The sequence below is a fragment of the Bradyrhizobium vignae genome, assembly GCF_900324035.1.
Lineage (GTDB): Bacteria > Pseudomonadota > Alphaproteobacteria > Rhizobiales > Xanthobacteraceae > Bradyrhizobium > Bradyrhizobium vignae.
This window is the reverse complement of sequence record NZ_LS398110.1, coordinates 5,207,722-5,232,571: the sequence shown is the minus strand read 5'-3', so window position 1 is coordinate 5,232,571 and position 24,850 is coordinate 5,207,722. Positions and strand designations below refer to the sequence as shown.

General features: G+C 65.2%; 27 protein-coding genes. 17 read left to right on the top strand and 10 right to left on the bottom strand.

The genetic code is table 11. The features are described from left to right. Positions 1 to 41: 41 nt before the first annotated feature. Entirely contained in the window at positions 42 to 485 is a 444-nt protein-coding gene (locus BRAD3257_RS25525) for a DUF5330 domain-containing protein (protein WP_122404149.1), read from the bottom strand. 411 nt (positions 486 to 896) lie between these two features. Here BRAD3257_RS25525 and BRAD3257_RS25520 point away from each other — a divergent pair, with 411 nt between their 5' ends. From BRAD3257_RS25520 to BRAD3257_RS25510, 3 genes are read left to right on the top strand one after another with little or no spacing between them, the layout of a single operon-like run. Then, complete coding sequence (locus BRAD3257_RS25520; protein ID WP_162500361.1) at positions 897 to 2,780, top strand: PAS domain-containing sensor histidine kinase; 1,884 nt, start codon at positions 897 to 899, stop codon at positions 2,778 to 2,780. Then, positions 2,773 to 3,474: a peptidoglycan-binding domain-containing protein gene (locus tag BRAD3257_RS25515; RefSeq protein ID WP_122404147.1), complete on the top strand. Its 702-nt coding sequence runs from the start codon at positions 2,773 to 2,775 to the stop codon at positions 3,472 to 3,474. Before BRAD3257_RS25520 ends, BRAD3257_RS25515 begins: the two co-directional genes overlap by 8 nt. Before the next feature lie 52 nt (positions 3,475 to 3,526). Then, the gene (locus tag BRAD3257_RS25510; RefSeq protein WP_122404146.1) at positions 3,527 to 3,871 is read left to right on the top strand and encodes a DUF1491 family protein; all 345 of its coding nucleotides are present in this window, start codon (positions 3,527 to 3,529) and stop codon (positions 3,869 to 3,871) included. A gap of 155 nt (positions 3,872 to 4,026) precedes the next feature. On the opposite strand, the gene BRAD3257_RS25505 is transcribed toward BRAD3257_RS25510, so the two are convergent. Further along, the gene (locus BRAD3257_RS25505) at positions 4,027 to 5,004 is read right to left on the bottom strand and encodes a DUF2336 domain-containing protein (protein WP_122404145.1); all 978 of its coding nucleotides are present in this window, start codon (positions 5,002 to 5,004) and stop codon (positions 4,027 to 4,029) included. A 253-nt stretch (positions 5,005 to 5,257) separates the two neighbouring features. Here BRAD3257_RS25505 and BRAD3257_RS25500 point away from each other — a divergent pair, with 253 nt between their 5' ends. Further along, positions 5,258 to 5,446, top strand: coding sequence for a hypothetical protein (locus tag BRAD3257_RS25500; RefSeq protein ID WP_122404144.1), 189 nt, complete (start codon positions 5,258 to 5,260; stop codon positions 5,444 to 5,446). Between the two features lie 16 nt (positions 5,447 to 5,462). Further along, positions 5,463 to 6,224 (top strand): hypothetical protein, encoded by a 762-nt coding sequence (locus BRAD3257_RS25495; protein WP_122404143.1) that lies wholly within the window; start codon positions 5,463 to 5,465, stop codon positions 6,222 to 6,224. A 48-nt stretch (positions 6,225 to 6,272) separates the two neighbouring features. On the opposite strand, the gene BRAD3257_RS25490 is transcribed toward BRAD3257_RS25495, so the two are convergent. Beyond that, a complete protein-coding gene (locus BRAD3257_RS25490) occupies positions 6,273 to 7,160 on the bottom strand; it encodes a LysR substrate-binding domain-containing protein (RefSeq protein ID WP_122406756.1) in 888 nt (295 codons plus the stop codon). A 134-nt stretch (positions 7,161 to 7,294) separates the two neighbouring features. Between BRAD3257_RS25490 and BRAD3257_RS25485 the strand changes: the two genes are divergently transcribed. From BRAD3257_RS25485 to BRAD3257_RS25465, 5 genes are all read left to right on the top strand, one after another. Continuing rightward, complete coding sequence (locus BRAD3257_RS25485; protein ID WP_122406755.1) at positions 7,295 to 8,056, top strand: SDR family NAD(P)-dependent oxidoreductase; 762 nt, start codon at positions 7,295 to 7,297, stop codon at positions 8,054 to 8,056. A gap of 17 nt (positions 8,057 to 8,073) precedes the next feature. Continuing rightward, a complete protein-coding gene (locus BRAD3257_RS25480) occupies positions 8,074 to 8,919 on the top strand; it encodes a transketolase (RefSeq protein WP_122404142.1) in 846 nt (281 codons plus the stop codon). Continuing rightward, a complete protein-coding gene (locus BRAD3257_RS25475; protein ID WP_122404141.1) occupies positions 8,916 to 9,926 on the top strand; it encodes a transketolase family protein in 1,011 nt (336 codons plus the stop codon). The genes BRAD3257_RS25480 and BRAD3257_RS25475 overlap by 4 nt, the downstream gene beginning before the upstream one ends. A 163-nt stretch (positions 9,927 to 10,089) precedes the next feature. Then, a complete protein-coding gene (locus tag BRAD3257_RS25470; protein WP_122404140.1) occupies positions 10,090 to 11,115 on the top strand; it encodes a TRAP transporter substrate-binding protein in 1,026 nt (341 codons plus the stop codon). Then, positions 11,112 to 13,004: a TRAP transporter large permease gene (locus BRAD3257_RS25465; protein WP_122404139.1), complete on the top strand. Its 1,893-nt coding sequence runs from the start codon at positions 11,112 to 11,114 to the stop codon at positions 13,002 to 13,004. The genes BRAD3257_RS25470 and BRAD3257_RS25465 overlap by 4 nt, the downstream gene beginning before the upstream one ends. Before the next feature lie 19 nt (positions 13,005 to 13,023). On the opposite strand, the gene BRAD3257_RS25460 is transcribed toward BRAD3257_RS25465, so the two are convergent. From BRAD3257_RS25460 to BRAD3257_RS25450, 3 genes are all read right to left on the bottom strand, one after another. Further along, the gene (locus BRAD3257_RS25460; RefSeq protein ID WP_122404138.1) at positions 13,024 to 13,602 is read right to left on the bottom strand and encodes an amino acid synthesis family protein; all 579 of its coding nucleotides are present in this window, start codon (positions 13,600 to 13,602) and stop codon (positions 13,024 to 13,026) included. 8 nt (positions 13,603 to 13,610) lie between these two features. Continuing rightward, the gene (locus BRAD3257_RS25455; protein ID WP_122404137.1) at positions 13,611 to 14,474 is read right to left on the bottom strand and encodes a fumarylacetoacetate hydrolase family protein; all 864 of its coding nucleotides are present in this window, start codon (positions 14,472 to 14,474) and stop codon (positions 13,611 to 13,613) included. Positions 14,475 to 14,567: 93 nt separating this feature from the next. Beyond that, positions 14,568 to 15,269: an FCD domain-containing protein gene (locus BRAD3257_RS25450; RefSeq protein ID WP_063690882.1), complete on the bottom strand. Its 702-nt coding sequence runs from the start codon at positions 15,267 to 15,269 to the stop codon at positions 14,568 to 14,570. 108 nt (positions 15,270 to 15,377) lie between these two features. On the opposite strand from BRAD3257_RS25450, the gene BRAD3257_RS25445 reads away from it, so the two are divergent. From BRAD3257_RS25445 to BRAD3257_RS40540, 6 genes are all read left to right on the top strand, one after another. Further along, positions 15,378 to 16,370, top strand: coding sequence for a zinc-dependent alcohol dehydrogenase family protein (locus tag BRAD3257_RS25445; RefSeq protein WP_122404136.1), 993 nt, complete (start codon positions 15,378 to 15,380; stop codon positions 16,368 to 16,370). A gap of 11 nt (positions 16,371 to 16,381) precedes the next feature. Then, positions 16,382 to 17,284, top strand: coding sequence for a VOC family protein (locus BRAD3257_RS25440; RefSeq protein ID WP_122404135.1), 903 nt, complete (start codon positions 16,382 to 16,384; stop codon positions 17,282 to 17,284). Between the two features lie 130 nt (positions 17,285 to 17,414). Beyond that, complete coding sequence (locus tag BRAD3257_RS25435; RefSeq protein ID WP_122404134.1) at positions 17,415 to 18,392, top strand: tripartite tricarboxylate transporter substrate binding protein; 978 nt, start codon at positions 17,415 to 17,417, stop codon at positions 18,390 to 18,392. 490 nt (positions 18,393 to 18,882) lie between these two features. Beyond that, the gene (locus tag BRAD3257_RS25425; RefSeq protein ID WP_122404133.1) at positions 18,883 to 19,116 is read left to right on the top strand and encodes a hypothetical protein; all 234 of its coding nucleotides are present in this window, start codon (positions 18,883 to 18,885) and stop codon (positions 19,114 to 19,116) included. A gap of 42 nt (positions 19,117 to 19,158) precedes the next feature. Beyond that, on the top strand, positions 19,159 to 20,046 hold the full coding sequence (locus BRAD3257_RS25420; protein WP_122404132.1) for a DUF1259 domain-containing protein: 888 nt from the start codon (positions 19,159 to 19,161) through the stop codon (positions 20,044 to 20,046). A 221-nt stretch (positions 20,047 to 20,267) separates the two neighbouring features. Continuing rightward, complete coding sequence (locus BRAD3257_RS40540) at positions 20,268 to 20,585, top strand: hypothetical protein (RefSeq protein ID WP_181956122.1); 318 nt, start codon at positions 20,268 to 20,270, stop codon at positions 20,583 to 20,585. 186 nt (positions 20,586 to 20,771) lie between these two features. Here BRAD3257_RS40540 and arsC read toward each other — a convergent pair whose 3' ends face one another. From arsC to BRAD3257_RS25395, 4 genes are all read right to left on the bottom strand, one after another. Continuing rightward, positions 20,772 to 21,182, bottom strand: coding sequence for an arsenate reductase (glutaredoxin) (gene arsC / locus BRAD3257_RS25410; RefSeq protein ID WP_122404131.1), 411 nt, complete (start codon positions 21,180 to 21,182; stop codon positions 20,772 to 20,774). Then, positions 21,179 to 21,880 carry an aquaporin gene (locus tag BRAD3257_RS25405; RefSeq protein WP_122404130.1) on the bottom strand — a complete coding sequence of 234 codons (702 nt, stop codon included), beginning with the start codon at positions 21,878 to 21,880 and terminating at the stop codon, positions 21,179 to 21,181. The genes arsC and BRAD3257_RS25405 overlap by 4 nt, the downstream gene beginning before the upstream one ends. Continuing rightward, positions 21,880 to 22,239, bottom strand: coding sequence for an ArsR/SmtB family transcription factor (locus tag BRAD3257_RS25400; RefSeq protein WP_122404129.1), 360 nt, complete (start codon positions 22,237 to 22,239; stop codon positions 21,880 to 21,882). The genes BRAD3257_RS25405 and BRAD3257_RS25400 overlap by 1 nt, the downstream gene beginning before the upstream one ends. A 164-nt stretch (positions 22,240 to 22,403) precedes the next feature. Then, positions 22,404 to 22,808 (bottom strand): GFA family protein, encoded by a 405-nt coding sequence (locus BRAD3257_RS25395; RefSeq protein WP_122404128.1) that lies wholly within the window; start codon positions 22,806 to 22,808, stop codon positions 22,404 to 22,406. Positions 22,809 to 23,234: 426 nt separating this feature from the next. Here BRAD3257_RS25395 and BRAD3257_RS25390 point away from each other — a divergent pair, with 426 nt between their 5' ends. Continuing rightward, complete coding sequence (locus BRAD3257_RS25390; RefSeq protein WP_122404127.1) at positions 23,235 to 24,836, top strand: tetratricopeptide repeat protein; 1,602 nt, start codon at positions 23,235 to 23,237, stop codon at positions 24,834 to 24,836. Positions 24,837 to 24,850: the final 14 nt, after the last annotated feature.

Genomic DNA, 24,850 nt, shown 5'->3' with positions numbered 1-24,850 from the left:
ATATAGGGACGCGAGGACGTGAAATCGATAGGGTTTGGGCGTTAATTCGCTGGACCTGGCCCGCGCCATTCCAGCGCGAGGTCGTCCTGGGTCAGGGTATCGCGCGGCGCCTCGTTTGCGGCAGCGTCACCCTCGCCGGCCATCGCGATCGAGCCGGTGTGGTCGGGGGCCTTCTTGTTGTCGTTCTTGTTGCCGTCGTTCTTGTCGTTGGTGATCTGCTCTTTCTTGTCGTTGATGATCTGGTAGAGCTTCTTCGCGCCGTCCTGGGCTCGCTGGCCGATGATGGTCGCGGCCTGGCCACCGACCTCGCAGGCCGCCGGCTGGCGCTTGCAGAACTGGGTCATGTCGGAGACGGCCGCAGTCGCAGCCTGCACCGCGTCGGCGGCGCCGATCTGCGGCAGCTTCTCCGATTCGGGCGTCTTGTCCCGCGGCAGGAGCACCAGCACCAGCCCGAGCCAGAATGTGATGCGAAGCAGAAAGCGCATCTTATCGACCTGTCCGTTAGAATCCGCCCGCGGCGATCTCCGCGGATGCCGGACCTAGCAACCCTCGATAAATCGCAAGTGATTGCCTTGAGCTTAATTCGCGGAAAATTGACGCAAAATTCTTTGGAAGCGGCGGTCTCGTAAATTTTCGATTGATGCCCGCGCCCGTGATTTTGCTGGCCGCAACGCGTCCACCAATTCGAAACCATGCGGACGACGATGAAACCCTGTGTTCACCATCCGTAGCGAAGACGTCGCCAAATCGTCTAAAAAGCTCCGCGATAACGCGGTGTCCGGCCGCATGCGGCGCCGCCTTAGCACTCGTTTAAGGTCGCTCTGACACGGTGGCTCAACGACAAGGAGGCGTTCCGGCGCGTCTTCCAAAGACGATTGAGCCGAAGCGCGAGACCCGTGACAGTTTTGAGTATCATCCGCGATTGTCTCGATGCACTGCTGCATCCCTCCGCGCGCTACGATGCGCTGATGCGAGCGCGCCATCGCGCCTTCATGGCACCGCGGCTGCTGGGCAGTCTGGCAGCTTTTGCCGCATTCCCTGTCTATCTCGCCATGCGTGGCGCGCCGAGCGCGATCGAGGTTGCGGCCTTTGCCTGGCTGATCGCGCCAATCATGTTGTCCTGGTTCCTGTCGCGCACCGGCCGTTACGAGGGCGCGCACGTGCTATCGTCGCTGGCGCTCGCCGGAATGATCATGGCGGTCGCGGTCACGACGGGCGGCATCGAATCATTCGCCGCGGTCTGGCTGGTCGTGGTTCCCCTCGAAGCTGCGCTGTCGGCCTCGCGCCGCGTCGCGGCGTTCGCCTCGCTGCTCGCGTTGTCCTGCGCCGGGATTCTGATCCTGATCAGCCAGCTCGGTTGGTTGCCGGTGCAGGAGCCGAGCGCGGCCGAGCGCGGCGTGCTGATGGCCTTCGGCGTCACGTCCGCGACCCTCTATGCCGCAGGCCTCGCCTTCGGCGCGGAATCGCTCGCGCGCACCAGCGTCGCGCTCTTGTCGCGCGAAGAGGAGCGTTACCGCCTGCTGGCGCGCAACATGAGCGACGTGATCTCGCGGCATCAGCGCAATGGCGCGGTGCAGTTCATCTCGCCGGCCGTGGAGACCATGCTCGGCATGCAAGTGGCGCAATTGCTCGGCCACGGCCTGTTCGACCGCGTCCACGTCGCAGATCGGCCGGCCTATCTCACGGCACTGTCCGACGCGGCGCGCGGCGACATGCGCAGCGTCGAGTTCCGGCTGCGGCGCGAGCCTGTCGGTTCCGAGCGCGGTCAGGTCGATTTCATCTGGGTCGAGATGCGCTGCCGCCCGCTCGATCAGGATCTGGGCCGCCGGGATACTGATCGTGGGTCCACGCGCGAAGCCGAAGTCGTCGCCGTGATGCGCGACGTCACCGACCGCAAGCTTTCCGAGCAGGCGCTGGATCAGGCGCGCAGCGCCGCCGAAGCGGCCGATGCCGCCAAGACGCGTTTCCTCGCCACCATGAGCCACGAGCTGCGCACGCCGCTCAATGCCATCATCGGCTTCTCCGAGATGATCGCGCAGGAGCAGATCCTGATGCTGGGTGCGGCCCAGCGCAAGGAATACGCCCAGCTCATCAACGATTCCGGCCAGCATCTGCTCTCGGTCGTCAACGGCATCCTGGACATGTCGAAGATGGAATCGGGCAATTTCGAGATTTCGTCGGAGCCGTTCGCGCCGCGCGCCTCGCTGCTCCATTGCTGCAATCTGCTGGCGCTGAAGGCGCGGGAGAACGGCATCGACCTGATCACCGACGCGCCGCAGGACCTGCCCGTCATGACCGGCGATCCCAGGGCCTTCAAGCAGATCGTGCTCAACCTCGTCGCCAACGCCATCAAGTTCACCGAGCGCGGCGGTCAGGTCTGCGTATCAGCCGGCGTGTCTGGTTCGCAGCTGACGCTGCGCATCAGCGACACCGGCGTCGGCATCGCACCTGACGACCTCAAGCGCATCGGCGCGCCGTTCTTCCAGGCCGGCAAGACCTATCAGCGCCGTCACGAAGGCACCGGCCTCGGACTTTCGATCGTCAAGAGCCTCGTGGCGTTGCATCTCGGCGAATTGACGGTACAAAGCAGGTTGGGCGAGGGCACCGCCGTCACCGTCAAGCTTCCGCTCGTCTACACGCCGCCGCAAGACAGGCTGGTCGATGACAAGGCGAACGCGAGCAAGATCGCGATGCTGACGCCGGCGTTGCGCCAGGACCTTCAAGACCAAACTCTCGACCAGTCTCAGGACCAACCCGCTCTGGTGAAGAAAAGTGCCTAAGAAGTCTGCGAAGGACGAAGCCGCTCCGCGCCGCCGCGGCGCCAAGACCGCGGTCGTTGACGTCGACACCGAGCGCAATCTCGTGATGCGCGTGCTGCTGCACAGCCCCAAGGATACGCTGGCCGGCCTCGTCGCCGTCGCCGCGATCACTGCGATCGTTGCCAATGCGCTGTTCCTCCAGACCGGCCGGCACCCCGCGCCGATGTTCGGCACGGTGATCAATCTTCCCGCGCCGTCCTCGGTGCCGCTGTCCAATCCCATGCCGCGTCCGCGCCCCGTCGGCGCCGATACCTCGCCGCTCGAGCCGAGGGCGACGGAGTTTCGCGTCGAGCCGAAGCCTGTCGAGCGTGCCGCCGAGAAGGCGCCCGAAAAACCCGTCGAGGCGACGGCCTCGACGCGTTCGAACGATCCGATGACCAATCTCGTCAAGGCCACGACCGCGACGCCGCCCGCGGCCTTGCGTCCGCCCGCGCCGATTCCGGCGCAAAGCCCCGCCGCGCGACGTATCGCCGGCGTGCAGCGCGCGCTGTCCGAATATGGCTACGGCAATTTGAAGATCACCGGCGCCATGAGCGGCGAGACCCAGTCCGCGATCCAGAAGTTCGAGCGCGAGCACAAGATGCAGGTCACCGGGCAGGTGTCCGATCGGCTGCTGCGCGAGCTCGCCGCTGCGATCGGCCATCCCGTCGAATAGCCGCACGAGCTGAGGCTGGCGTGAGACCTCGCGCTGGCCTATCGTCGGATTCATGCGTTTGAAATCCAACATTTGGGTGGCGGCTTACCTGCGCCGCTGCCAGACCGAGGGCGTGTTCGGTGCCGTGCGGCGTCGTGGTGCCGAGGAGGCGGGCGCGGTGTTCGTGAAGGTGTCGCTGCTCGACGGCAATGCGATGCTGTATGCGCCGGCGCCGCAGACCGTCTATGACGAGGGTCGGCCCATCGATCGCCTCTTCGTGCCGGTCGCGCCGCAGCCTCTGCCGGAGCACACGATCGAGGAGCGGCTGACCAAGGAGATCCGCTTCGATCCCGACGCGTGGATCGTCGAGACCGAGGATCGCGCGGGCCGGCATTTTCTGGAATTGGCGAAGACGTAGCTGTCGCCACAACGTCATTGCGAGCGCAGCGAAGCAATCCAGAATCTTTCCGAGGAGGGACTCTGGATTGCTTCGCTGCGCTCGCAATGACGAGATTGGAAGTCGTTTCGTGCCTAACGCTCAGCGTCGCCACCTGCTGAGGCGGCGCGAGCAAATCAGCGATCCGACGATCCGCCGGTCCCGGTGCGCACCGTCGGACTGGAGCCCGGCTGTACGCCAGGCCGCGTCTGGTTCGCGCCCGCGCGCGCCCGCTGGCGTTCGCCGTCATGCAGTGACGGTTGATACTTCGCCCGCGTCACCGCGAGCGTCGAGCCGCGCCAGGCCGCCACCATCACCAGCGCCGAGCGGTCGCCGAGGCGGTCGTAGAGCCGCGACAGCCGGTACACGGCGTTCACGGACGTGCCGATCTCGGGCTTGAAGAACAGCAGGATGCGCTGGAAGACCGGGCTCGGCATGTCGAGCGCGCGCGCGGCAACCGCGAGCGCCTCGCCGCCGGCATCGTCGACGATCTGGGCTGCGACGCGCGAGGGCAGGATCAGGCTGTCGCCGAGCTCGAAGGTGAAGTTCTCGGCGTCACCCGCGATCGCCGCCATCTCCAGGATCTGGATCGCGCGCTTGGCGCGCGCGGTCGGAATGCGGGGAGCGGCCTTCAGCGGGGTCTGCGCCAGATTATGCAGGATCAGCGCGCGCTCGGAGGCGCCGGCGCGGAAGAACATGTCGTGGATCTCGGCGGCCTCCTTCGGCTGCATCGCCATGTTCGAGGCCATGCGCTGCTCGGCCTCGCTCGGCGCGCGCGCCGCAGCGGGTGCGTGGGGCGGAGCGGGAATCTCCCGCGCCAATGGAATCCTGCGGCCTTCCTGGGTCGCGACCAGCCCGAGCTTCTGCAGGATCGGGACGGGCGTCTGCGGATAGACCGCGAGCCGCGCCTTGACGGCCGCGCGCGTCGCATCGTCGACCTGGTCGATCAGCCGCGTGGCAAGCTCGACGAACTGCCGCTGCTCGTCATCGCTGTGGGTGCTGGTCTGGACATAAAGGTCGGTCAGCACGCGCAGCAGCGTCGGACGGACATCGACACCTTCGCGACGGGACAGGGTCATCAGCCCGTCGAATCCGGGAAACAGCGACTTGGTCATGGAGGCGTACGCAACTCGGGAAAGATACTTGGGGCGAGCCTAGCGCAAGTTCTTTTAAAGCCTCGTTAAGGAAAACGAGGCGTGAAGCCGGCCCTGCAATTTGAGGCGTTGTCGTGCCGCAACGGGACGGCGCGGCCCGTCCGTGCGGTTACGGTCCACGGGACGCGTTTACACCCCGTTAACCATGAGCTGATCTTAATGCATGCATGTTGCAGGGGCGCGTTCGGTCGCGCGGCAATTGAAGAGAGCTGGCATGGGGACCATCATCGAATTTCCGGCCGGTCGCCGGGTGGGCTCGTCGGGGGATGTCGCTCCGCGCGTGGACATGGGAACGGTCCTGATCCTTCCCGTGATCCGCATCGAGCGTGAGGCGGACGAAACCAGCGGCGATCGCGGGCCGGAGCAGGGCGCAGCGCCGGGGCGCCGTCGCCGCCGTCGCTGACATCCGGTTTCATGCGATGCCGGACTCCATCCGCCAGATCCGGCCTGTGCTGTCGGCCGTCCTGCTCGCGCTGCTCGCCGCGACTCTCGGCGCGTGCAGCGGCGGTGATTTCGGCCGCACCCGCGCCGACATGCGCAGCGACGACATGCACCGCTGGCTGGGCGCGGAGGTCACCTCCAGCGTCGGCGTGACGCCCTCGCAATTCCAGCTCACCGACGAAGAGCGCCAGCTGCGCGACCTCGCTTATCCCATGATCGAGCCGCCCTTGTCTCGGCCCGCCTGGAAGAGCGTGTTCGGCGACTACAAGCCGCTGCCCTCGCCCTGGCGGCAGAAGATCGTGTTCGACCGTACCATGTACGGCCGCACGCTGATCGACGAGCCGCACCGCTCGCATTCCTCGCGCTATGCGCAGCTGATCGAGGACGTCCGCAACGACATCACCCGCTTCGAGCCGTTCTTTGCCAGCGCGATCCGCGTCATCGATCTCGACAGGAAACGCAATGCCAGCATGGCGCGCGTCTCTGCGCTATCGCCGAGGGAGAGGGACGACGCGGTCGCGCGCATGCAGGAGAACTCACTGATCATCCAGTGGGTGCAGCAATGCCTGGAGCAGCGCATCTCATCCTACCGCTGGGCGCTGGAACGCCTGGTGATCCAGGCCCCCGACGGCATGGCCGCCGATGCCGACCGACTGATCGGCGAACTCGCCGCCCAAACCGCCAATCCGCCGGTCCAGGCACAGCCGCCTTACGGACGCGCGGTCGTCTCGAAGGGCTGACCGGTCCTGCCTGCGCGTCTGCCACCGATGCACAGTATCAAGCGCCGGTCAAAGGGAGCCGTCGGCTCCAATCTCACGCGTGATCCACGCGGCGAAAACGCGGACGGGCCGCCGCTGCCGGCTTGCACGCGGAAAGACGAGATGATGGCCAACATAGCGGATATCGACCGAGCGTCCGGCGAGGGGGGCGACCAATCGCCTGGTCGCGATTTCCTGTTCGGCCAGCCGGGTTGATTCCAGCGTCACGCCGAGGCCGCTCGACGCCATTGCGATCGCCAGGAAGCTGCGATCGAAGCGCATGCCGTGAATCGCCGGCGCTTCGAGCCCGTTGGCGGTGAACCATTGATGCCACTGCACCTGCTTCACTTCCGAGCGGATCAGGACCTGATCGAACAGGTCCTTCGGCTTGCGGATTTTCTTCGCCAGTGCGGGCGTACAGAGCGGCGTCACGGTCTCTTCGCCGAGCGGAATGACTTCGACCCCCTCGGCTCTCGGCTGTCCATACACGATGTCGATGTCGAAATCGTCGTTGCTGAACCGGGCATATTCGGTGTTGGCGGCGAGGCGTACCTCGAGCTTGGGTTCGGCGGCCATGAAGCGGGCGAGGCGCGGAGCGAGCCACTGGGCGGCAAAGCTCGGTGCGCAGTGCACCCTCAGCAATTGCGGGCCGCGGCCGGCGACCTCCTCGATGCCGCGGCGCAAATTATCGAAAGCGGCGCCGGCATGGCGCATCAGGTTCTCGCCCGCTGGCGTCAGGCGGACCGCGCGGGCACTGCGTTCGAACAATATCGTGCCCATCGCGCTTTCGAGCTTGCGAATAGCGTGGCTCACCGCGCTCGGCGTCAGATGAAGCTCGTTCGCCGCATCGCGGAACGAGCCGGTGCGCGCAGCCGCCTCGAAAGCGCGGACAGCGGATATCGGGATGCTGGATAGCAGCATCCGACGAGTGAACCAAATTCACCCATGCAAGACAACAGCGCGTTTGTCGGAAAGCGGGCAGGGGCATTATCAACCGGTCAAGAACAATGGCGCCCCTCGGGAGCCTCGGCACAGCCTTCAGGGAGGATCAGATGCTGCTTCGCGGCAAGACTGCAATCATCACCGGCGCGGCTTCGCCGCGGGGCATCGGCCTTGCCACGGCCCGGCGCTTTGCCGCCGAAGGCGCCCGGGTCGCCATTCTCGACATCGATGGTCCGGCGGCGGAAGACGCAGCGCGCAACCTCGAACCGGTCAATGGCCAGCCGCATCTCGGCCTCGCCTGCAACGTCACTGACAAGGACGCCTGTATCAAGGCCGTCGAGGCGGTCATCGGAAAGTTCGGCCGGATCGACATTCTCGTCAACAACGCCGGCGTGACCCAGCCGGTGAAGCTTCTCGACATCACGCCGGAAGATTGGGACCGCATCCAGGACGTCAACCTCAAGGGCATCCTGTTCCTGTCGCAGGCCGTGATCCCGCACATGCAGAAGCGCAGAAGCGGATCGATCGCCTGCATGTCCTCCGTCTCCGCCCAGCGCGGCGGCGGCATCTTCGGCGGGCCGCATTATTCGGCGGCCAAGGCCGGCGTGCTCGGGCTCGCCAAGGCGATGGCGCGCGAGTTCGGGCCCGACGGCATCCGCGTCAATTGCGTGACGCCCGGCCTGATCGGCACCGACATCACCGCAGGCAAGCTCACGGACGAGATGCGGGCGAAGATCCTCGAGGGCATACCGCTCGGACGGCTGGGCGAGGCCGCCGACGTAGCCGGCATCTACACTTTCCTCGCCTCCGATCTGTCGGCCTACGTCACCGGCGCGGTCATCGACGTCAACGGCGGCATGCTGATCCACTGAGCGAGGAGGGGAGACACATGGCAACACCGACACTCGCAAATGCGCTGACGCTGGCACAGCGCGCCCGCAACATCCGCCGCAATGCCCTGCTCATGGGCGAGGTTCAGGGCCAGGGCTATATTGCGCAGGCGCTCGACATCGCCGACGTGCTGGCGGTCGCCTATTTTCACGCGATGCGCTTTCGGCCCGAAGATCCCGCCTGGGAGGGGCGCGACCGCTTCCTGCTCTCGAACGGACATTATGCGATCGCACTTTATGCGGCGCTGATCGAGGCCGGGATCATCCCCGAGGCGGAGCTGGAAACCTACGGCTTCGACGAGAGCCGCCTGCCGATGTCGGGCATGGCCTCTTACACGCCGGGCATGGAGATGTCCGGCGGCTCGCTCGGCCTTGGGCTCGGCATCGCCGTCGGAATGGCGCTCGGGTTGAAGCGCAAGAAATCCGCGGCGCGCATCTACACGCTGTTCTCGGACGGCGAGCTCGACGAGGGCTCCAAATGGGAGGCCATCATGTCGGCGGCCCATCACAAGCTCGACAATCTGATCGCAATCGTCGACGTCAATAATCAGCAGGCTGATGGTCCCTCCAAGCAGATGCTCGGCTTCGAACCGCTGGTCGACAAGCTCGAAGCGTTCGGCTGGTTCGTGCAGCGCGTCGATGGCAATGATCTCGCCGCCGTGGTGGGTGCTTTCGATGCCGCGATGGCACATGCCGAGCCGAAGCCCCGCATGATCGTCGCCGACACCTTGATGGGCAAGGGCGTTCCCTTCCTGGAGCAGCGTGAGAAGAATCATTTCATCCGCGTCGAGCCGCATGAATGGCAGCTCGCGCTGTCTGAACTGAACGCGGGAGAGCAGCCATGAAATCCGCCGGATCGAGCTCTTCGGCCAAGCCGCGCCTGACCACCTCTGCGATGATCGCTTCGATCGCGGCGGAAGGGCAGCGCACCAAGCCCACTCCCTTCGGCCACGCGCTCGTCGAACTCGCCCGCAGCCGCGAGGACGTGGTCGGCATGACCGCCGATCTCGGCAAATACACCGACCTGCACATCTTCGCGCAGGCCTTTCCCGATCGTTACTACCAGATGGGCATGGCCGAGCAGCTCCTGTTCGGCGCAGCCTCCGGACTCGCGGCCGAAGGCTTCATGCCATTCGCGACAACCTATGCGGTGTTCGCCTCGCGCCGGGCCTACGATTTCATCCACCAGACTATCGCGGAAGAAGACCGCAACGTGAAGATCGCCTGCGCGCTGCCCGGCCTGACCTCGGGCTACGGACCGAGCCATCAGGCGGCCGAGGACCTCGCGTTGTTCCGTGCGATGCCCAACATGACGGTGATTGATCCCTGCGATGCGCATGAGATCGAGCAGATCGTGCCGGCGGTCGCTGCTCATCGTGGACCGGTCTATATGCGGCTGCTGCGCGGACAGGTGCCGCTGGTGCTCGACGAGTACAACTATCGCTTCGAGCTCGGCAAGGCCGCGCTGCTGCGCGATGGCGGCGACGTCCTCATCATCTCCTCGGGCATCATGACCATGCGCGCGCTGGAGGCGGCGCAGGCCTTGTCGGATGACCGCGTCAACGCGGCTGTCCTGCACGTGCCGACGATCAAGCCGCTCGACACCGAGGCGATCCTGCACGAGGCCGGCAGGCCCGGCCGCCTCGTCGTCGTCGCCGAGAACCACACCGTGATCGGCGGTCTCGGCGAGGCCGTGGCCTCGCTCCTGATGCGTTCGGGCGTTCATCCGGCATTCCGCCAGATCGGACTTCCGGACGAGTTTCTCGCCGCCGGCGCGCTGCCGACGCTGCATGATCGCTACGGCATCTCGACCGCCGAAGTGACGCGGCAGATCAAGGAGTGGCTGCGCTAGCCCGCAGCCACCGTTCAGCATCGACCAGGCCAACATGCTTCGCAGCGCTGCTGCGGAGAGGGAGAGCTGCTGTCCAATGCCGGTGCACCGAGGGCCGGCCGGCAGCCACGGCAGTGGCGAAAGCCATCGCTGCAGAACAATCCAAGCTCAACAGGAGGAATAGATGATTCCGCGGAAACCAATCACCCTCACCCGTCGCAAGCTGCTCCTCGCCGGCGCGGCCGTGCCGTTGTGCGCCATTCTCACGCGTCCCGCTTCGGCCGCCGAATTCACCTACAAGCTCGCGACCGGTCAGGATCCGACGCATCCCGTCAATATCCGCGCCAAGGAAGCTGCCGACCGCATTCGCGAGGCAACGAGCGGCCGGCTCGAGATCAATCTGTTCCCGGCCAACCAGCTCGGCTCCGATACCGACCTGCTCACCCAGGTCCGCAACGGTGGCGTCGAGTTCTTCAACCTGTCGTCGCTGATCCTGGCGACGCTGGTCCCGGCCGCGGGCATCGTCAATCTCGGTTTTCTCTTCACCAGCTATGATGCGGTTTGGAAGGCGATGGATGGCGAGCTCGGCGCCTACATCCGCGCGCAGATCGCGAGGACGCCGATCATGGCGGTATCGAGCCCCTGGGATAACGGCTTCCGCCACGTCACCTCGTCCGGCCGCGAGATCAGGACGCCCGAGGACCTCAAGAACTTCAAGCTGCGCGTGCCGGCCGCCCCCAATCTGACATCGCTGTTCCAGGCGCTCGGGGCCGGTCCCGCGCCGATCAACTTCAACGAGGTCTACTCCGCGCTCCAGACCAAAGTGGTCGACGGTCAGGAAAACCCCCTGCCGATCATCGCGACCGCCCGGCTCTACGAGGTGCAGAAAACCTGCTCCCTGACCGGGCATGTCTGGGACAATTACTGGATCCTCGGCAACAAGCGTGCCTTCGAGAAGCTGCCCAAGGACGTGCAGGCGATCGTGACGCGCGAGTTCGACCGTTCGGCCAAAGACGAGCGCGCCGATATCGCGAAGCTGAGCGAATCGCTGCGCGCGGACCTCACCGCCAAGGGCATGCAGTTCATCGAAGTCGACCGTGGTGCGTTCCGGCGGGCACTCGCCAAGACGAGCTTCTACTCCGATTGGAAGGGCAAGTTCGGCGAGGAGGCTTGGGCGCAACTCGAGAAGGCGGCGGGCAAGCTGTCATGACGGCGCGCAACCATACGCCGAGCATCGACGAAGGCGCCGCTGTCGCGGCACCTCAATCCGGTGTGCGCCTATGGGCCGTCAGGGCCAACAGGGCGCTTGGTCATGTGGTTGCGATCCCGGCTGCACTGCTGGTGCTGGCCGAGATCGTCGTGCTGTCGGCCGGCATCGTCGGACGATATGTGTTTCACGCCCCGATCATCTGGGCGGACGAGCTCGCCGGCATCTTGTTCCTGTGGCTCGCCATGCTGGGATCGGTGATCGCGTTCCAGCGCGGTGAGCACATGCGGATGACGGCCATCATCGGCATGCTCAGTCCCGACGCACGCGCATTCCTGGACGTCGTTGCCGCCGCGGCATCACTGGCGTTCCTGCTGCTGGTGATCCACCCGGCTTACGAATTCGCGGCCGACGAGGTGTTCGTCACCACGCCGGCGCTCGAGATCGTCAACAGCTGGCGGGCGGCGGCGTTACCCGTCGGAATCGGATTGATGCTGATCGCGGCTGTCCTGCGGCTCGTCCGCATCTCGGGCTTGCGCAGCCTGCTCGCAGCCGTCGCGCTCGTCGCCGGCATCATCGCCGCGCTCGTTCTCATCGCGCCGGTGCTCAAGCCGCTCGGCAACCTGAACCTGCTGATCTTCTTCGTGGTCATCGTCGGCGCCATGGTGCTGGCGGCGGTGCCGATCGCGTTCGCCTTTGGACTTGCGACCGTCGGCTATCTCGCGCTGACGACGAACACGCCCGATGTCGTCATCATCGGACGCATGGACGAAGGCATGAGCCATCTGATCCTGCTTGCGGTGCCGCTCTTCGTGTTCCTCGGCCTGCTGATCGAAATGACCGGCATGGCGCGCGCCATGGTCGGCTTCCTCGCCAGCCTGCTCGGGCACGTGCGCGGCGGTCTGCATTACGTGCTGATCGGAGCGATGTATCTGGTTTCGGGCATCTCGGGCTCGAAGGCGGCGGACATGGCCGCCGTGGCGCCCGTGTTGTTTCCCGAGATGACCAAGCGCGGCGCCAAGCCCGGCGATCTCGTCGCGCTGCTCGCGGCAACCGGCGCCCAGACCGAGACCATTCCGCCGTCGCTGGTGCTGATCACCATCGGCTCGGTCACTGGGGTGTCGATCGCCGCCCTGTTCACCGGCGGCCTGCTGCCCGGCATCGTGCTCGCCATCGGCCTCTGCACCGTGGTGTGGTGGCGATACCGGGGCGAGGACCTGTCGCATGTGAAGCGGGCGACGTGGAGGGAGATCGGCCGCGCCTTCGTCATCGCCATTCCGGCGATGGCACTGCCCTTCGTCATCCGCGCCGCGGTGGTCGAGGGCGTCGCGACCGCGACCGAGGTGTCGACGATCGGAATCGTCTACGCGGTTCTCACCGGACTGCTGATCTATCGTCAGTTCTCCTGGCGCCGGCTCTATCCGATGCTGGTGGAGACCGCGTCGCTATCCGGCGCGATCCTGCTGATCATCGGCGCCGCGACCGGGATGGCGTGGGCCCTGACGCAATCGGGATTTTCGGCCTCGCTCGCAAAGTTCATGACGGCGCTGCCGGGCGGAACACCTGTCTTCCTCGGTGTGACCATCCTCGCCTTCGTCATTCTCGGCAGCGTGCTCGAGGGCATCCCGGCCATCGTGCTGTTCGGGCCGCTGCTGTTTCCGATCGCCCGCCAGGTCGGCGTGCATGAGGTGCACTACGCCATGGTCGTCGTGCTCGCCATGGGCATCGGCCTGTTCGCACCGCCGTTCGGCGTCGGCTATTACGCGGCCTGCGCCATCAGCCGCATCAGTCCCGACGAGGGCATCAAGCCGATCGTCGGCTATATCGTCGCCTTGCTGATCGGCACGCTGATCGTCGCGGCGATCCCGTGGATCTCGACCGGTTTCCTGTGAGGCGGAGACGAGCGGCGCGTCAGCGCTGCCCGTCGTGCACGGAAATCTCCGACGCCTTGAGGCCGCCGATGCGGGCGTGGGGGCGGCCGCCGGTCGCCATCACGAGGCCGAAAGCGATCTCGTCACGCCGTGGTGCATCCCACAGCGTCATCTCGGCGGTGCCGAAATGGCTGCGGACATAGGCGGCATGGATGTGACCGAGCGGCACCATCAGGCGCGTGCCTGCGCCGCCGATGGTCTTCGCCGCCGGCACGATCGCCTTGGGCTGTCCCAGCACTTCGCGCATGCCGTGGCCGCCGGCCTCGTGCCAGACGGCGCCGTGCTCGAGCTCGCCGTCCTCGCCGACGATGATGCCCTTGCCATAGGCTTCGATGCGCTGGGCGCCGCCGAGCTGCGCGATCAGCCCGGATGCGAGCTCGCGTCCGAGCTCACGCAAGGACGCCTGGAACGGCATCAGATCAGGCTCATAGTGACCAGCGAAGGGATTGCGAACGACTGCTATGGCCGTCCCGACCAGCAGCGGCTTCTCCAGCCGCGGGCCGCGCTCGTGCCAGACGGTCTCGACGCTGAGCGCGGTCTTGCGAGTGTCGTGGGACATGCCGCGTCTTATGCCTCGTCCACGACGGGATTGCGGAGCACGCCGATGTTCTCGATCTCGACCTCGACCACGTCGCCGGGCTTGAGGAAGATCGGCGGTTTGCGGGTGAAGCCGACGCCGGCGGGCGTGCCGGTGGCGATGACGTCGCCGGGCACGAGGTCGAAGATGGTCGAGCAATATTCGATCAGCCGCGGGATCGAGAAGATCAGCATCGAGGTGTCGGAGGACTGCACGGTCGCGCCGTTGACGCGGGTCTCCAGCTTCAGCTTGGTGGGATCGCCGATCTCGTCAGGTGTGACCAGCCAGGGCCCGAACGGGCCGGTGCCGACGAAGTTCTTGCCCGAGGCGATCTGCTGCGCGTGGCGCTGCCAGTCGCGCACGCTGACGTCGTTGTAGATCGAGTAGCCCGCGACGTGATTCCAGGCGTCGGCCTGGCTGATGTGGCGGCCACCCTTGCCGATGACGACGGCGAGCTCGCCCTCCCAGTCGAAATTGTCGGAGACCTTGGGCCGGATCACCGGCGCGTTGTGCGCGACCTGCGAGCGCCAGACCCGCAGGAAGATCGGCGGAAACTCGGTGATCTCGCGCTTCATGCCGAACGCCACCGCCTCGTTGTGGTGGTCGAGATAGTTGCGCACCGCGCAGACGATCTTCTCCGGCCGCGGGATCACCGGCAGGTATTTGATATCGCCGAGCGCGAAGGTCGGCTTGTGCCCGGCGACGATGGCCTCACGGCGCGCGTAGTCGTCGCTGCCAAGGAAGTCGGCGAGCGTGGGGTACTGGGGCAGGGCGCGGCTGAGATCCACCACGCCATTTTCGACAACGGCGCCCCAGCTTTCCCGATTTCCGTCCAAGAACGACAGCAGCTTCATGGTTCCGTCCCAACGTTTTGATTTTCGATGAGACGCATTATTTTCGAAAATTATCCGCGACGCAAGCCCGCAGCGCGAAAATGCTACCCGCCCCTATTCGGCGTCGAGCAGATGGCCGGCGTACGTCGCGACGTTGTCGGAGGTCGAGCGGATATGCGCCTCGATCAATTGCACGGCGAGATCGGCATTGCGCGAGATCGCGGCCTGCATGATGGCCTGGTGCTCGCCGGCCTTGTCGCGGGGGCGAGGCCGGAAATTGGCCGAGAGGTGCCGGTAGCGCTCGGCGCGATCGAACAGCTCGGCGCGAATGGCGAGCAGCGTCGCCGAGCCGCAGGCGGAGACCAGCGCCTGATGGAACTGGCGATGGGCGATCTTCCATTCGGGATCGCGCAAGGGATGTTCGGGATCGCGCTGCTCGATCCGCTTCAGGCGATGCAGCGTCGAGATGACAGCGATTTCCCAGTCATCGTCGCCGCGCTCGATCGAGCGGCGGATCAATTCCACCTCGATCAGGACGCGGGCATCGGTGACCTCCACCAGATCCTGGCGGCTGACCGGCGCGACGCGGAAACCGCGCTGCTCCTGGGCGTCAACCAGGCCTTCGGCGGCCAGCGCCGTCAGCGCCTCACGCAGCGTCGTAAAGCTCGCGCCAAAGCGTTCGCGCAGCACGTCGAAGCGCAGCGGCTCGCCCGGCGCGAGGCCGCAGGCGATGATCTCCTCGCGCAGCCGATGGGTGATGTCGGCGGCGATGGTCTTGCCGAATTCCTTGCGGGGGCGAATGGCGCTGTCGGGCATGGGCCTGCCAATGAATCGATGGCTCAAGATGCCGCGGCAACGACCATCTTGCAATAATTTTCGTAAACGGTATGATTTTCGAAAATATGATCTGGGGAGCATAAACAAATGAGGGCAGTGCTGGTGCGTCAGCCGGGCGGGCCGGATGCACTTGAGGTGGTCGAGCTTCCAGTGCCCGTGCCGGGCGCAGGCCAGGTGCAGATCCGGGCCGAGGCGTTCGGGGTCGGGCAGCCCGACGCGCTGATCCGGCGCGGCGTCTACAAATGGATGCCGCCATTGCCGGCCAATCCCGGCAACGACGTCGCCGGCCGCATTTCTGCCCTCGGGCCCGATGTCGAGGGCTTTGCAATCGGCCAGAAGGTACTGCTGAGCGCCCGCGATCTGTCTCAGCGCGGCGGCTGCTACGCCGATTATGTGGTCGCACCCGCAGATGCCATCCACCCGCTGCCCGACCATGTCGATCTGCAAGCCGCCGTGTGCCTGTCGAACTACCAGGTCGCCTACGCGCTGCTGCACGAGTGCCGCCATCCGCGCGCTCCCAAAAGCGTGCTGGTGATCGGGGCTGCCGGCGGCGTCGGCACCGCGCTGGTGCAACTGGCAAAGCTCGCGGAGATGACCGTGATCGGTACGGTCTCGACCGAGGAGAAGGCCGCGTTCGCGAAGGCGAACGGCGCCGATCACATCGTCTTCTACCGCAGCGAGGATGTGGTGGCGCGGACGCGCGAATTGACGAAAGGCGAGGGCGTCGGCCTCGTGCTCGATCATGTCTGTGGGCCGGAGTTCACCGCCTATCTCGGCGCGCTCGGCAAATGGGGCACGCTGCTGTCGTACAATGCCTTCGCCGGATTGCCGGAAGAGAATCTGATGGCGGCGATGCGCAACCATCTCGACATCTGTCCGGCCGTGCGCTGCTTCTCCTTCCACATCTACGACCATGATCGCGACGGCCGCCGCGCCCTGATGCGCAGCGTGATCGAGGCGCTGAGCCGCAATGCGATCAAGCCGGCGATCTCGGCGGTGCTGAAGCTCGACGAGGTCAGGAAGGCGCATGCGCTGCTGGAGCAGGGCTCCGCGCTCGGCAAGATCATCATGACGCCATGAGGGGGTGGACGATGACACAAGCGCCCATTGCACGCTTTACCCGGTTGCGGCACGCGACCTTCACCTCGCCCGATCCGGAGCGGCTGCTCGACTATTACCGCGTCGTGATCGGTCTCGGCCTCGTCGCCCGTGATGGTGGCCGCCTATTCCTCGCCAACGAGTCCGAGCAGCTCTCGCTGGTGATCGAGCGAGGGGACGCCGCGCTGCAGAGCATCGCCTTCGAGATATCCCCCGATGTCCAGATCGAGGCGCTGGGCGCAGCGCTGAAGCAGGCCGGCTTGCGGCCCGAGCTTCACAGCGATCCCCTGCCTGGCGTGTCCCGGCTGCTGTCCTTCAGCGACCCCGAGGGAACGCGCTTCGAATTGATCCAGGGCTGGACGCCGACGCCCGCGCAGGAGCGGATCGGCGGGCTCGCCGTCGCCAAGCTCGGCCATGTCGCGCTGCGCACGCCCGATCCGCAAGCCGCTTCGGAGTTTTATGCGAACGTGATGGGCCTGCGGGTCTCAGACTGGATCGAGGACCGCTTCGTCTTCATGCGCAGCGGCTTCGAGCACCACACGCTCAACTTCGCTCGCGCGCCCGTGCGCAACCTGCATCATTTCGCCTTCGAGCTGCGGGGCCCGGACCACATGCATCGCGCCTGCGATCATCTCGCGCGGCACAAGCTGCCCGTGCTCTGGGGCCCGGTTCGTCACGGCCCCGGCCACAACACCGCGATCTACCACCGCAATCCCGACGGCCATCTGGTCGAACTGTTCTGCGATCTCGACCGCATGACCGACGAGGCGCTCGGCTATTTCGAGCCGCGCCCGTGGCACCGCGATCGTCCGCAGCGGCCAAAAGTCTGGGTCGGCCTGCCGCGCGACGTCTGGGGCATGGCGCCTTCGCCGGAATGTACGGAGTTCGCGCGCTAGACATGATCCGGAAAAGTGTGAAGCGGTTTTCCGAATAGATCATGCTCACACTTTAACGAATTTGAGTTCGAACGAGAGATCGCCGCACGCGCTGCGGCCAAAGACATAACAATCAAGGGGAGAAGCATCCATGCGTGGGATGAAGCGACTTGCTGCGGCCATTTTTCTGCTGAGTGGTTGCCTTGCAACCACTCTTGCGGCGGCGGATAACTATCCATCGCGCCCGATCCGCCTGGTGCACGGATTTGCCGCGGGCGGTGCGGCCGATGCGCTGTCGCGCATCATCGCCGACGGGCTCTCGAAGAAGCTCGGGCAGCCGATCATCGTCGAGGCGAAGCCCGGCGCGGGCGGCAACATCGCGGCGGATGCGATCGCAAAGGCCGCGCCCGACGGTTACACGATCGGTCTCGTCACCGGGGCGCATGCGATTTCCGCGGCGACCTACAAGAGCCTCGCCTACCAGCCCGCCGAGAGTTTCGAGATGATCTCGACGCTGGTCTATTACGCGCTGGTCATCGCCGTGCGCAACGACTACCCCGCAAAATCGCTCGGCGATCTCATCACCATCGCGAAGGAGAAGCCGGGTGCACTCAGCTTCGGATCGGTCGGCTTCGGCAGCACGCATCATCTCGCCGGGGAGCTGCTGAACGCGGCGGCCGGCGTCGAGATCGTGCACGTGCCGTATCGCGGCGATTCGCAATCCATCACCGCGCTGCTCGGCGGCGAAGTGCCCATCATCGTCGGCACGCCCGTCCTGCTGGCGCCGCAGATCCAGAGTGGTGCGATCCGCGGCCTCGCGGTGACCTCGCCGACGCGCACCGCCCTGCTGCCCGATGTCCCCACGGTTCAGGAAGCCGGCATCAAGGGCTACGACGTGCGCACATGGGCAGGGCTCCTGGCTCCGAAGGGCACGCCGCCTGCGATCATGGCGACGCTCAATGCCGCGACGCTCGAGGTGCTCAGGGACCCCGAGATCAAGCAGCGTCTCGAGACGGCTGTCGGCGGCGAGGTCCGTGGCAGCTCGCCGGCGGAGATGAAGGCGCTGATCGAGACCGAGATCGTCAAATGGACCGGCGTGGTGGAGCGGGCGAAGCTCCCGAAGATCTGATCTGCGAAAGCATGCCCGCCGCTCCGCTATGCGCCCGAACGCACGCTGTCGTCCGGAGCATGCGTCGCCTCACCGTCCGCGCGATTGCGCCGGTGCCTCCTCGGGAATCGCAAAGCACGAGCTCGCGTTGATCTCGCACAGCACGTAGCTGTCGGCGCCGGCCGCATCGACATGGTCTTCCGGTTTCAAGACTGGTGTGGTTCCAAACGAAGCATGAAATTCTTTGTGAGGATTCCCGGGGGAGGGGTGAGTTGACAGCTCGGCCAGCCGGTCTTCTACTCGGCCTGTCGGGGATGTGCGATCTCCCCGTGAGGCGACATGCCCAAGAATCGCGTCCTGATCTTCACCAGGGACGCCGCATGTCATCCGACACCCCGATATCATCCAACACATCATTTCGGCTCGTCAGTCCGGCGCGGCGCGCCGGACTTCTCGATGCGTAACCTTGCGAAACGGACTTCACCTGGGGCGGGGACACAGGAGAACGACCATGCGCACACGGACAATCCTCCACGCTTTCCTCATTCTGGCGCTGACGGGCGGCGCTTCGGCCGCACGCGCGCTGACCCAGGACGAACTCATCGCCAGGATCAAGGCGGCTGGCTACACCGAGGTCAGCGACATCAAGTCGACCGCCGAGGGAACGACCGCCAAGGCGATCAAGAACGGCAAGCAGGTGCGGCTCGTCGTCGACAGTAGCGGCCAGATCAAGGAGCGGAACTGAGACGGCTCCGGAAACCGAATTCAAGCTCAAGGGAAGAGATCAATGCGCAAGACAATCTCGGCGCTGATGGCCATCGGCGCCTGCTTCATCGCGACCGCTCATGCACAGGATGTCGACTGGCAGAAAGTCGATGACGCGCTCGGCCGTAAGCCGGCCGTCACCGGCGATGTGCATCGCTACGGTTTTCCCCGCACCGACCTCACGGTGACGCTCGATGGCGTGACCATCAAGCCGGCGCTGGCGCTCGGCGGCTGGGTCGCGTTCAAGCCGGCCCATGGAGGCGTCATGGCGATGGGCGATCTGGTGCTGCTCGAATCCGAGATCAGCCCGGTCATGACGAAGATGATCGCGAACGGGCTGGAGATCACGGCCGTGCACAACCATCTGCTCGGCGCGAGCCCTGCGACGTTCTACATGCACGTGGCCGGACACGGCGATTCCGTCAGGATCGCGACGGCTCTCAAGGAGGCGCTCGCCGAAAGCAAGACGCCGCTCTCCGTGCCGGCTCCCGCGGCCCCGCCGTCTGCCGTCGATCTCGACACCGCGCAGCTCGACCAGATCATCGGCGTCAAGGGACAGGCCAATGGCGGCGTCTACCAGTTCAACGTGCCCCGCCGTGATCCCGTCACCGAGCAGGGAATGCAGCTGAGCCCGGTCGGGCCGCTGGGGGTTGCGACCGCCATCAACTTCCAGCCGACCGGCGCGGGCAAGGCGGCCATCACCGGCGACTTCGTGCTGACCGGCGACGAGGTCAACCCGGTGATCAAGGCGCTGCGATCGCATGGCATCGCCGTGACGGCGTTGCACAGCCACATGCTGGACGAGCAGCCGCGCCTGTTCTTCATGCATTTCTGGGCCAACGACGATGCGATCAAGCTCGCGAGCGGCGTGCGTGCGGCGCTGGACAAGACGGCCAGCACCAAGAGTTGAGCTCAGGGGAGGGAGCTACGAGGGAGGGGAGCTGCAGACGATGATGCTCGTCGAGCGAGGCGCGTGCTTTACGGAGTCGAAGTCATTCAGAGCATCAATTCAGTGCATGGGCGTGGAGCAAGGCGCCTTATTCGAGCGTTGTCCCGTGCAGCGCCAGGGGTTGCGATCGCTTCTGAACTCGGGTGCTGGTCTGACCCTTTCGTCGAACCGAGGAGGAAACCATGCGCGTTCTTGCAATGACAACGGCAGTTCTGCTGTCCTGTACTGTTGGTCCTTCGCTTGCCGCCGAATTGGAGAAGGCCCCGGCTCAGCCAGGTCCGGCCGCCGCTCCGGTGCTGCCGGATCAAACGCCACGGCAGGCCGAGCAGACCCGGGGGCAGGACAAGAGAGATGCCGAAGACGTCCAGATTGGCCGTGACTGGAAAGCGCAAGGTGGCAACGAAGCCGAGCACATGGGGCGAGCTGAGCCGTCCGGGCAGGATCATCAAACAGTGGGTCGAGATTGGCGGACTCATCCTGACGATCGTGAGCGGCAGTGAGTCGATAGCCGTCCCGCACAATCGCAGGCGCTCGCTGTGGTGCGGACAAGTTCAAGGATCCATTCGTTGGATCAGAGCGGAGCGCGCATCCATTTGACCATCATGATGGTTCGAAGGTGCAATTCCGAAACATTCGCATCAAGTCGGTGGTGCCGGGGTGGTCGACCTGCCTGTCCCGAAAGTCGCTTAGTTTCGTCCGCGCGGTTCGACCACTTCGCCGTCTTCCTTGACGAAGCGGCCGACAGGATTGTCCAGGAGATCGATCACGGCTTCCGACGGCCGGCACAAGCGCGTGCCCTTCGGCGTCACCACGATCGGACGGTTGATGAGAATGGGATGGGCGACCATGAAATCGAGCAGTTGGTCGTCCGTCCATTTTGGGTCATCCAGGCCGAGCTCCTTATAGGGTGTCCCTTTCTCACGCAGCAGCGCGCGGACCGGAATGCCCATTGTCGCGATCAGCTCCTTGAGCTTGTCCCGCGACGGCGGCGTCTTGAGATATTCGACGACGACGGGCTCGGTGCCGCTCTGCCGGATCATCGCCAGCGTGTTGCGCGAGGTGCCGCAGGCGTGGTTGTGATAAATGGTGACGGTCATCGGGTTGTCTCCGTGATTGCGACTGAGGCGGACGCGCGTGAGCGTCCGAGCAGCCAGTTCATCAGCAGCATGCCGGCGAAGGCGCCGCACAGCTCGGCAAGGATGAAGCCGGGCAGGTCGGCGGGACGGATGCCGGAGAACGTGTTTGTCAGCGACCTCGCAATGGCCACGGCCGGATTGGCGAACGAGGTGGAGGCCGTGAACCAATAGGCCGCGGTGATATAGAGGCCCACCAGCCAAGGCACTGCCGTCCGCTGAAACCGGATGCCGGCCAGGATCGTCGCAACCAGCCCGAAGGCGGCCACCGCTTCGGCGAACCATTGCGGCCTTCCGGTTCGAATTTTCGTCGAGAGGTCGAGCAGGGGCAGGGCGAACATCAGATGCGCCGCCACCGTCCCCGCGATGCCGCCGGCGATTTGCGCGATGACATAGAGCGCAGCCTCGTTCGCCGGCAGCTCGCGCTTGCCGGTGAAGACCAGTGTCACGGCGGGATTGAAGTGTGCGCCTGAGACCGGGCCGAGCACCGTGATCAGGACAACCAGAATGGCGCCGGTCGGCAAGCTATTGCAGAGCAGGGCAAGGGCGACGTCCTTGGTCAGCGTTTCCGCCATGATGCCGGAGCCGACCACGGTGGCGACGAGAATGCCCGTGCCGAGCGCTTCGGCGGCGAGGCGCCGCGAGAGAGCGAAATTGTCCATCAGCGGGCTCGCCCTCTGGGTTTCGGTGAGCAGCACGATTGCAGGGTCTCGACGACAGGCTCGCAAACTTCCGGCCGGCCGCCGCAGCAATCGCGCAGCAGGAAGACGGCAACATCACGAAATTCGCCGAGACTGGCGCGATAGATGATCGAGCGGCTGTGCCGCTCCGAAGACACGAGGCGGGCGCGGCTCAGTATCGACAAATGCGCCGACAGCGTGTTTTGCGGGACTTCCAGCAGGCGCGCGAGGTCGCCGGCCGCAAGACCTTCAGGCTCGTGTCTGACCAGCGTCCGGAACGCCTCCAGACGGGTGGGTTGGGACAGCGCGGCGAGTGCCAGGACAGCTTTCTCTATTTCCATATATCTGGAGTTACGGAACTATGGGCGCCGCGTCAACCGGAGATCCGGTCCGGCCATTCATGCGCTTTATCGGTTCGCAGCCGATCGGCTCAGAACCCTGCGCGGCGCCACGAGCCTTGCCAATCCCGGGAAGACCGCAAAAGAGCCGGCGTCATCTTCGGCCGCTACGGTTGCGGAGGAAAGCGGTCGAATGCCGGCAGTTCGTGCGCCCGCTTCATCCAGCGCAGCCGCTCGGCGACCTGGATCTGCATCGTCACAGGCACGGCCTCGGGATCATCGTAAGTCGCGCTCTGGATGTCGACGATACCAGGCATGCTGGCGTTGAAATAGAACAGGCCGGTTCCGCAGTCGGCGCAAAAGTGCCGCCGGACATGTTCCGAAGACCGGTACACCTTCGGCTCGCCCTTCGTCACCTTGACGGCATCCTCCGCGTACATCGTCCAGCCGACGACTGGGGCGCCGGCGTGGAGCCGGCAATCGCGGCAGTGGCACAGCGCGTGGACCATCGCGTCGCCCTGGACCTCATAACGGATTGCGCCGCAGTGACAGCCGCCGGTGATGGTGCTCATGCGTACCTCCGATTCAAGATCGGTTTTTCAAATCGATAGCTCACGACATTTGCGACTGCAACGCGGCGAGTGATTTGCGATTGCGTCCATCTGTCGCCTGACAGCTCCTGCCATCGGAGCCACCCAGACCGCGGGAAATGCAGGGAGGCGCCGCAGTTCCGCGCGCCCGAGCTTGAATGAGTCCCGACGACGCGCTGTGCCGCACGGCTGCGTTTCGGCCAATGCCGGTCAGGATACGATTTCGCACACGGGCGGATGGAGCCTGACAGGCGTGCTTCCCTAACGCTCCTATTGACTCGCATCGCGAATGAGCAAATCCTTCCAACACGCAATTGTCATCGCCCATTTCAGCACGACGAACTTCGGCGCTTCGGCCTTTGTCGGCGCCATCCGACCAAATTATTCTGAACAGAAACGGAGGGGCCCATGCGCGCGCTCGCCTTGAGAACCGTCTCTCTTCTCGCCATCGCGACCCTGGGCTCGATCTCCGCCACACCTGCGGCACGCGCGGAGGACGGGACCGACCAGCAGTTTGGCAAGGTCCACTTCCAGACCTCCTGCAACGAGGTGGCGCAGCGCCGCTTTGACCGCGGGATGCGCTATCAGCACTCGTTCTGGTACCGGCCCGCGAAAGAGATTTTCGAGGAGACATTGCAGGCCGATCCCGACTGCGCGATCGCCTATTGGGGCATTGCCCTGAGCCTGCTGTACAACCCGCATTTTCCCGCCCCGAAGGAAAACCTCGCCGAGGGCCTCGCGGCGCTGCAGAAGGCCAAGGCACTCGGCGCCAAGAGCGAACGCGAACGTGACTATATCGACGCGCTGCTGGCGTTCTATTCGGGCGACGAAAAGACGACGTTTGGCCAGCGCGCGCAGGCCTATCTCAAGGCAACCGAAGCCGTCGCCGCGCGCTATCCCGACGATGACGAGGCGCAGATCGCCTACGCCATCACGCTGAATGTCACGGCCTCACCAAACGACAAGACCTATGCCAACCAGCTCAAGGGCGCGGCCATCCTGGAGCCGATCTTCAAGCGGCAGCCACGGCACCCCGGCGTCGCCCATTATCTGATCCACCTCTACGACTATCCGGCGATTGCCGAGAAAGGCCTCGACGCCGCCAAGCGGTATTCCGAGATCGCGCCGGCGGCGCCGCACGCTTTGCATATGCCGTCGCACATCTTCACGCGCGTCGGCTACTGGAACGAATCCATCGAGGCCAATAGCCGTTCCGCCAAGGCTGCCAAGGAGGGCAAGGATCCCAGCGAGCAGCTGCATGCCGACGACTATATGGTCTACGCCCTGCTCCAGCTTGCGCAGGACAGCCGAGCCCGCGACGTCATCGCGGACATGGTTGCGACCACGGGCTATGCACCTTCCGTGCGCGCCGGTCCCTACGCGATAGCGGCCAGCCAGGCGCGCTATATGGTCGAGCGCGGTGATTGGCAGGGCGCCGCCGCGCTGAAGGTCGAGCCGAGCCGATTTGCCTATGTCGATGCGATCACCTGTTTCGCCCGCGCCCTTGGCGCCGCGCGCTCCGGCAATGCAGACGCAGCAACGGCTGATATCGCCAAGCTGGCGGAGCTGCGCGACAAGCTGCAGCAGGACAAGGACGCCTATTGGGCCGAGATCGTCGACATTCAGCGGCAGGTCGCCACGGCCTGGCAGCTCAATGCCCAAGGGAAACAGGCGGAGGCGTTGGAAGCGATGCGCCTTGCCGCCGATGCCGAAGACAAGACCGAAAAATCCATCGTGACGCCGGGACCGCTTGCCCCGGCACGCGAGCTTTACGGAACCATGCTGCTCGAGCGCGGCATGGCGACAGAAGCATTGGCCGCGTTCGAAAGCACCATGCGCAAGGAGCCGAACCGCTTCGGCGCGACGATCGGCGCCGCTCGCGCCGCCGAGAAGGCGGGTGATGCGGTGAAGGCACGCCAGTACTACGCGAAAGTCGTCGACATGGCGCGCAATGGCGACTCCTCGCGGGAGGACCTCGCGGCGGCGCGAAAGTTCATGGCTCAGAATTAGTAGAAGTGCCGCGA

Coding starts and splice junctions, on each gene's coding strand:
- BRAD3257_RS25525 (WP_122404149.1), bottom strand. CDS start 485: ATGCGCTTTCTGCTTCGCATCACATTCTGGCTCGGGCTGGTGCTGGTG.
- BRAD3257_RS25510 (WP_122404146.1), top strand. CDS start 3,527: ATGCGTTTGAAATCCAACATTTGGGTGGCGGCTTACCTGCGCCGCTGC.
- BRAD3257_RS25505 (WP_122404145.1), bottom strand. CDS start 5,004: ATGACCAAGTCGCTGTTTCCCGGATTCGACGGGCTGATGACCCTGTCC.
- BRAD3257_RS25500 (WP_122404144.1), top strand. CDS start 5,258: ATGGGGACCATCATCGAATTTCCGGCCGGTCGCCGGGTGGGCTCGTCG.
- BRAD3257_RS25495 (WP_122404143.1), top strand. CDS start 5,463: ATGCCGGACTCCATCCGCCAGATCCGGCCTGTGCTGTCGGCCGTCCTG.
- BRAD3257_RS25485 (WP_122406755.1), top strand. CDS start 7,295: ATGCTGCTTCGCGGCAAGACTGCAATCATCACCGGCGCGGCTTCGCCG.
- BRAD3257_RS25480 (WP_122404142.1), top strand. CDS start 8,074: ATGGCAACACCGACACTCGCAAATGCGCTGACGCTGGCACAGCGCGCC.
- BRAD3257_RS25475 (WP_122404141.1), top strand. CDS start 8,916: ATGAAATCCGCCGGATCGAGCTCTTCGGCCAAGCCGCGCCTGACCACC.
- BRAD3257_RS25470 (WP_122404140.1), top strand. CDS start 10,090: ATGATTCCGCGGAAACCAATCACCCTCACCCGTCGCAAGCTGCTCCTC.
- BRAD3257_RS25465 (WP_122404139.1), top strand. CDS start 11,112: ATGACGGCGCGCAACCATACGCCGAGCATCGACGAAGGCGCCGCTGTC.
- BRAD3257_RS25460 (WP_122404138.1), bottom strand. CDS start 13,602: ATGTCCCACGACACTCGCAAGACCGCGCTCAGCGTCGAGACCGTCTGG.
- BRAD3257_RS25455 (WP_122404137.1), bottom strand. CDS start 14,474: ATGAAGCTGCTGTCGTTCTTGGACGGAAATCGGGAAAGCTGGGGCGCC.
- BRAD3257_RS25450 (WP_063690882.1), bottom strand. CDS start 15,269: ATGCCCGACAGCGCCATTCGCCCCCGCAAGGAATTCGGCAAGACCATC.
- BRAD3257_RS25445 (WP_122404136.1), top strand. CDS start 15,378: ATGAGGGCAGTGCTGGTGCGTCAGCCGGGCGGGCCGGATGCACTTGAG.
- BRAD3257_RS25440 (WP_122404135.1), top strand. CDS start 16,382: ATGACACAAGCGCCCATTGCACGCTTTACCCGGTTGCGGCACGCGACC.
- BRAD3257_RS25435 (WP_122404134.1), top strand. CDS start 17,415: ATGCGTGGGATGAAGCGACTTGCTGCGGCCATTTTTCTGCTGAGTGGT.
- BRAD3257_RS25425 (WP_122404133.1), top strand. CDS start 18,883: ATGCGCACACGGACAATCCTCCACGCTTTCCTCATTCTGGCGCTGACG.
- BRAD3257_RS25420 (WP_122404132.1), top strand. CDS start 19,159: ATGCGCAAGACAATCTCGGCGCTGATGGCCATCGGCGCCTGCTTCATC.
- BRAD3257_RS40540 (WP_181956122.1), top strand. CDS start 20,268: ATGCGCGTTCTTGCAATGACAACGGCAGTTCTGCTGTCCTGTACTGTT.
- arsC (WP_122404131.1), bottom strand. CDS start 21,182: ATGACCGTCACCATTTATCACAACCACGCCTGCGGCACCTCGCGCAAC.
- BRAD3257_RS25405 (WP_122404130.1), bottom strand. CDS start 21,880: ATGGACAATTTCGCTCTCTCGCGGCGCCTCGCCGCCGAAGCGCTCGGC.
- BRAD3257_RS25400 (WP_122404129.1), bottom strand. CDS start 22,239: ATGGAAATAGAGAAAGCTGTCCTGGCACTCGCCGCGCTGTCCCAACCC.
- BRAD3257_RS25395 (WP_122404128.1), bottom strand. CDS start 22,808: ATGAGCACCATCACCGGCGGCTGTCACTGCGGCGCAATCCGTTATGAG.
- BRAD3257_RS25390 (WP_122404127.1), top strand. CDS start 23,235: ATGCGCGCGCTCGCCTTGAGAACCGTCTCTCTTCTCGCCATCGCGACC.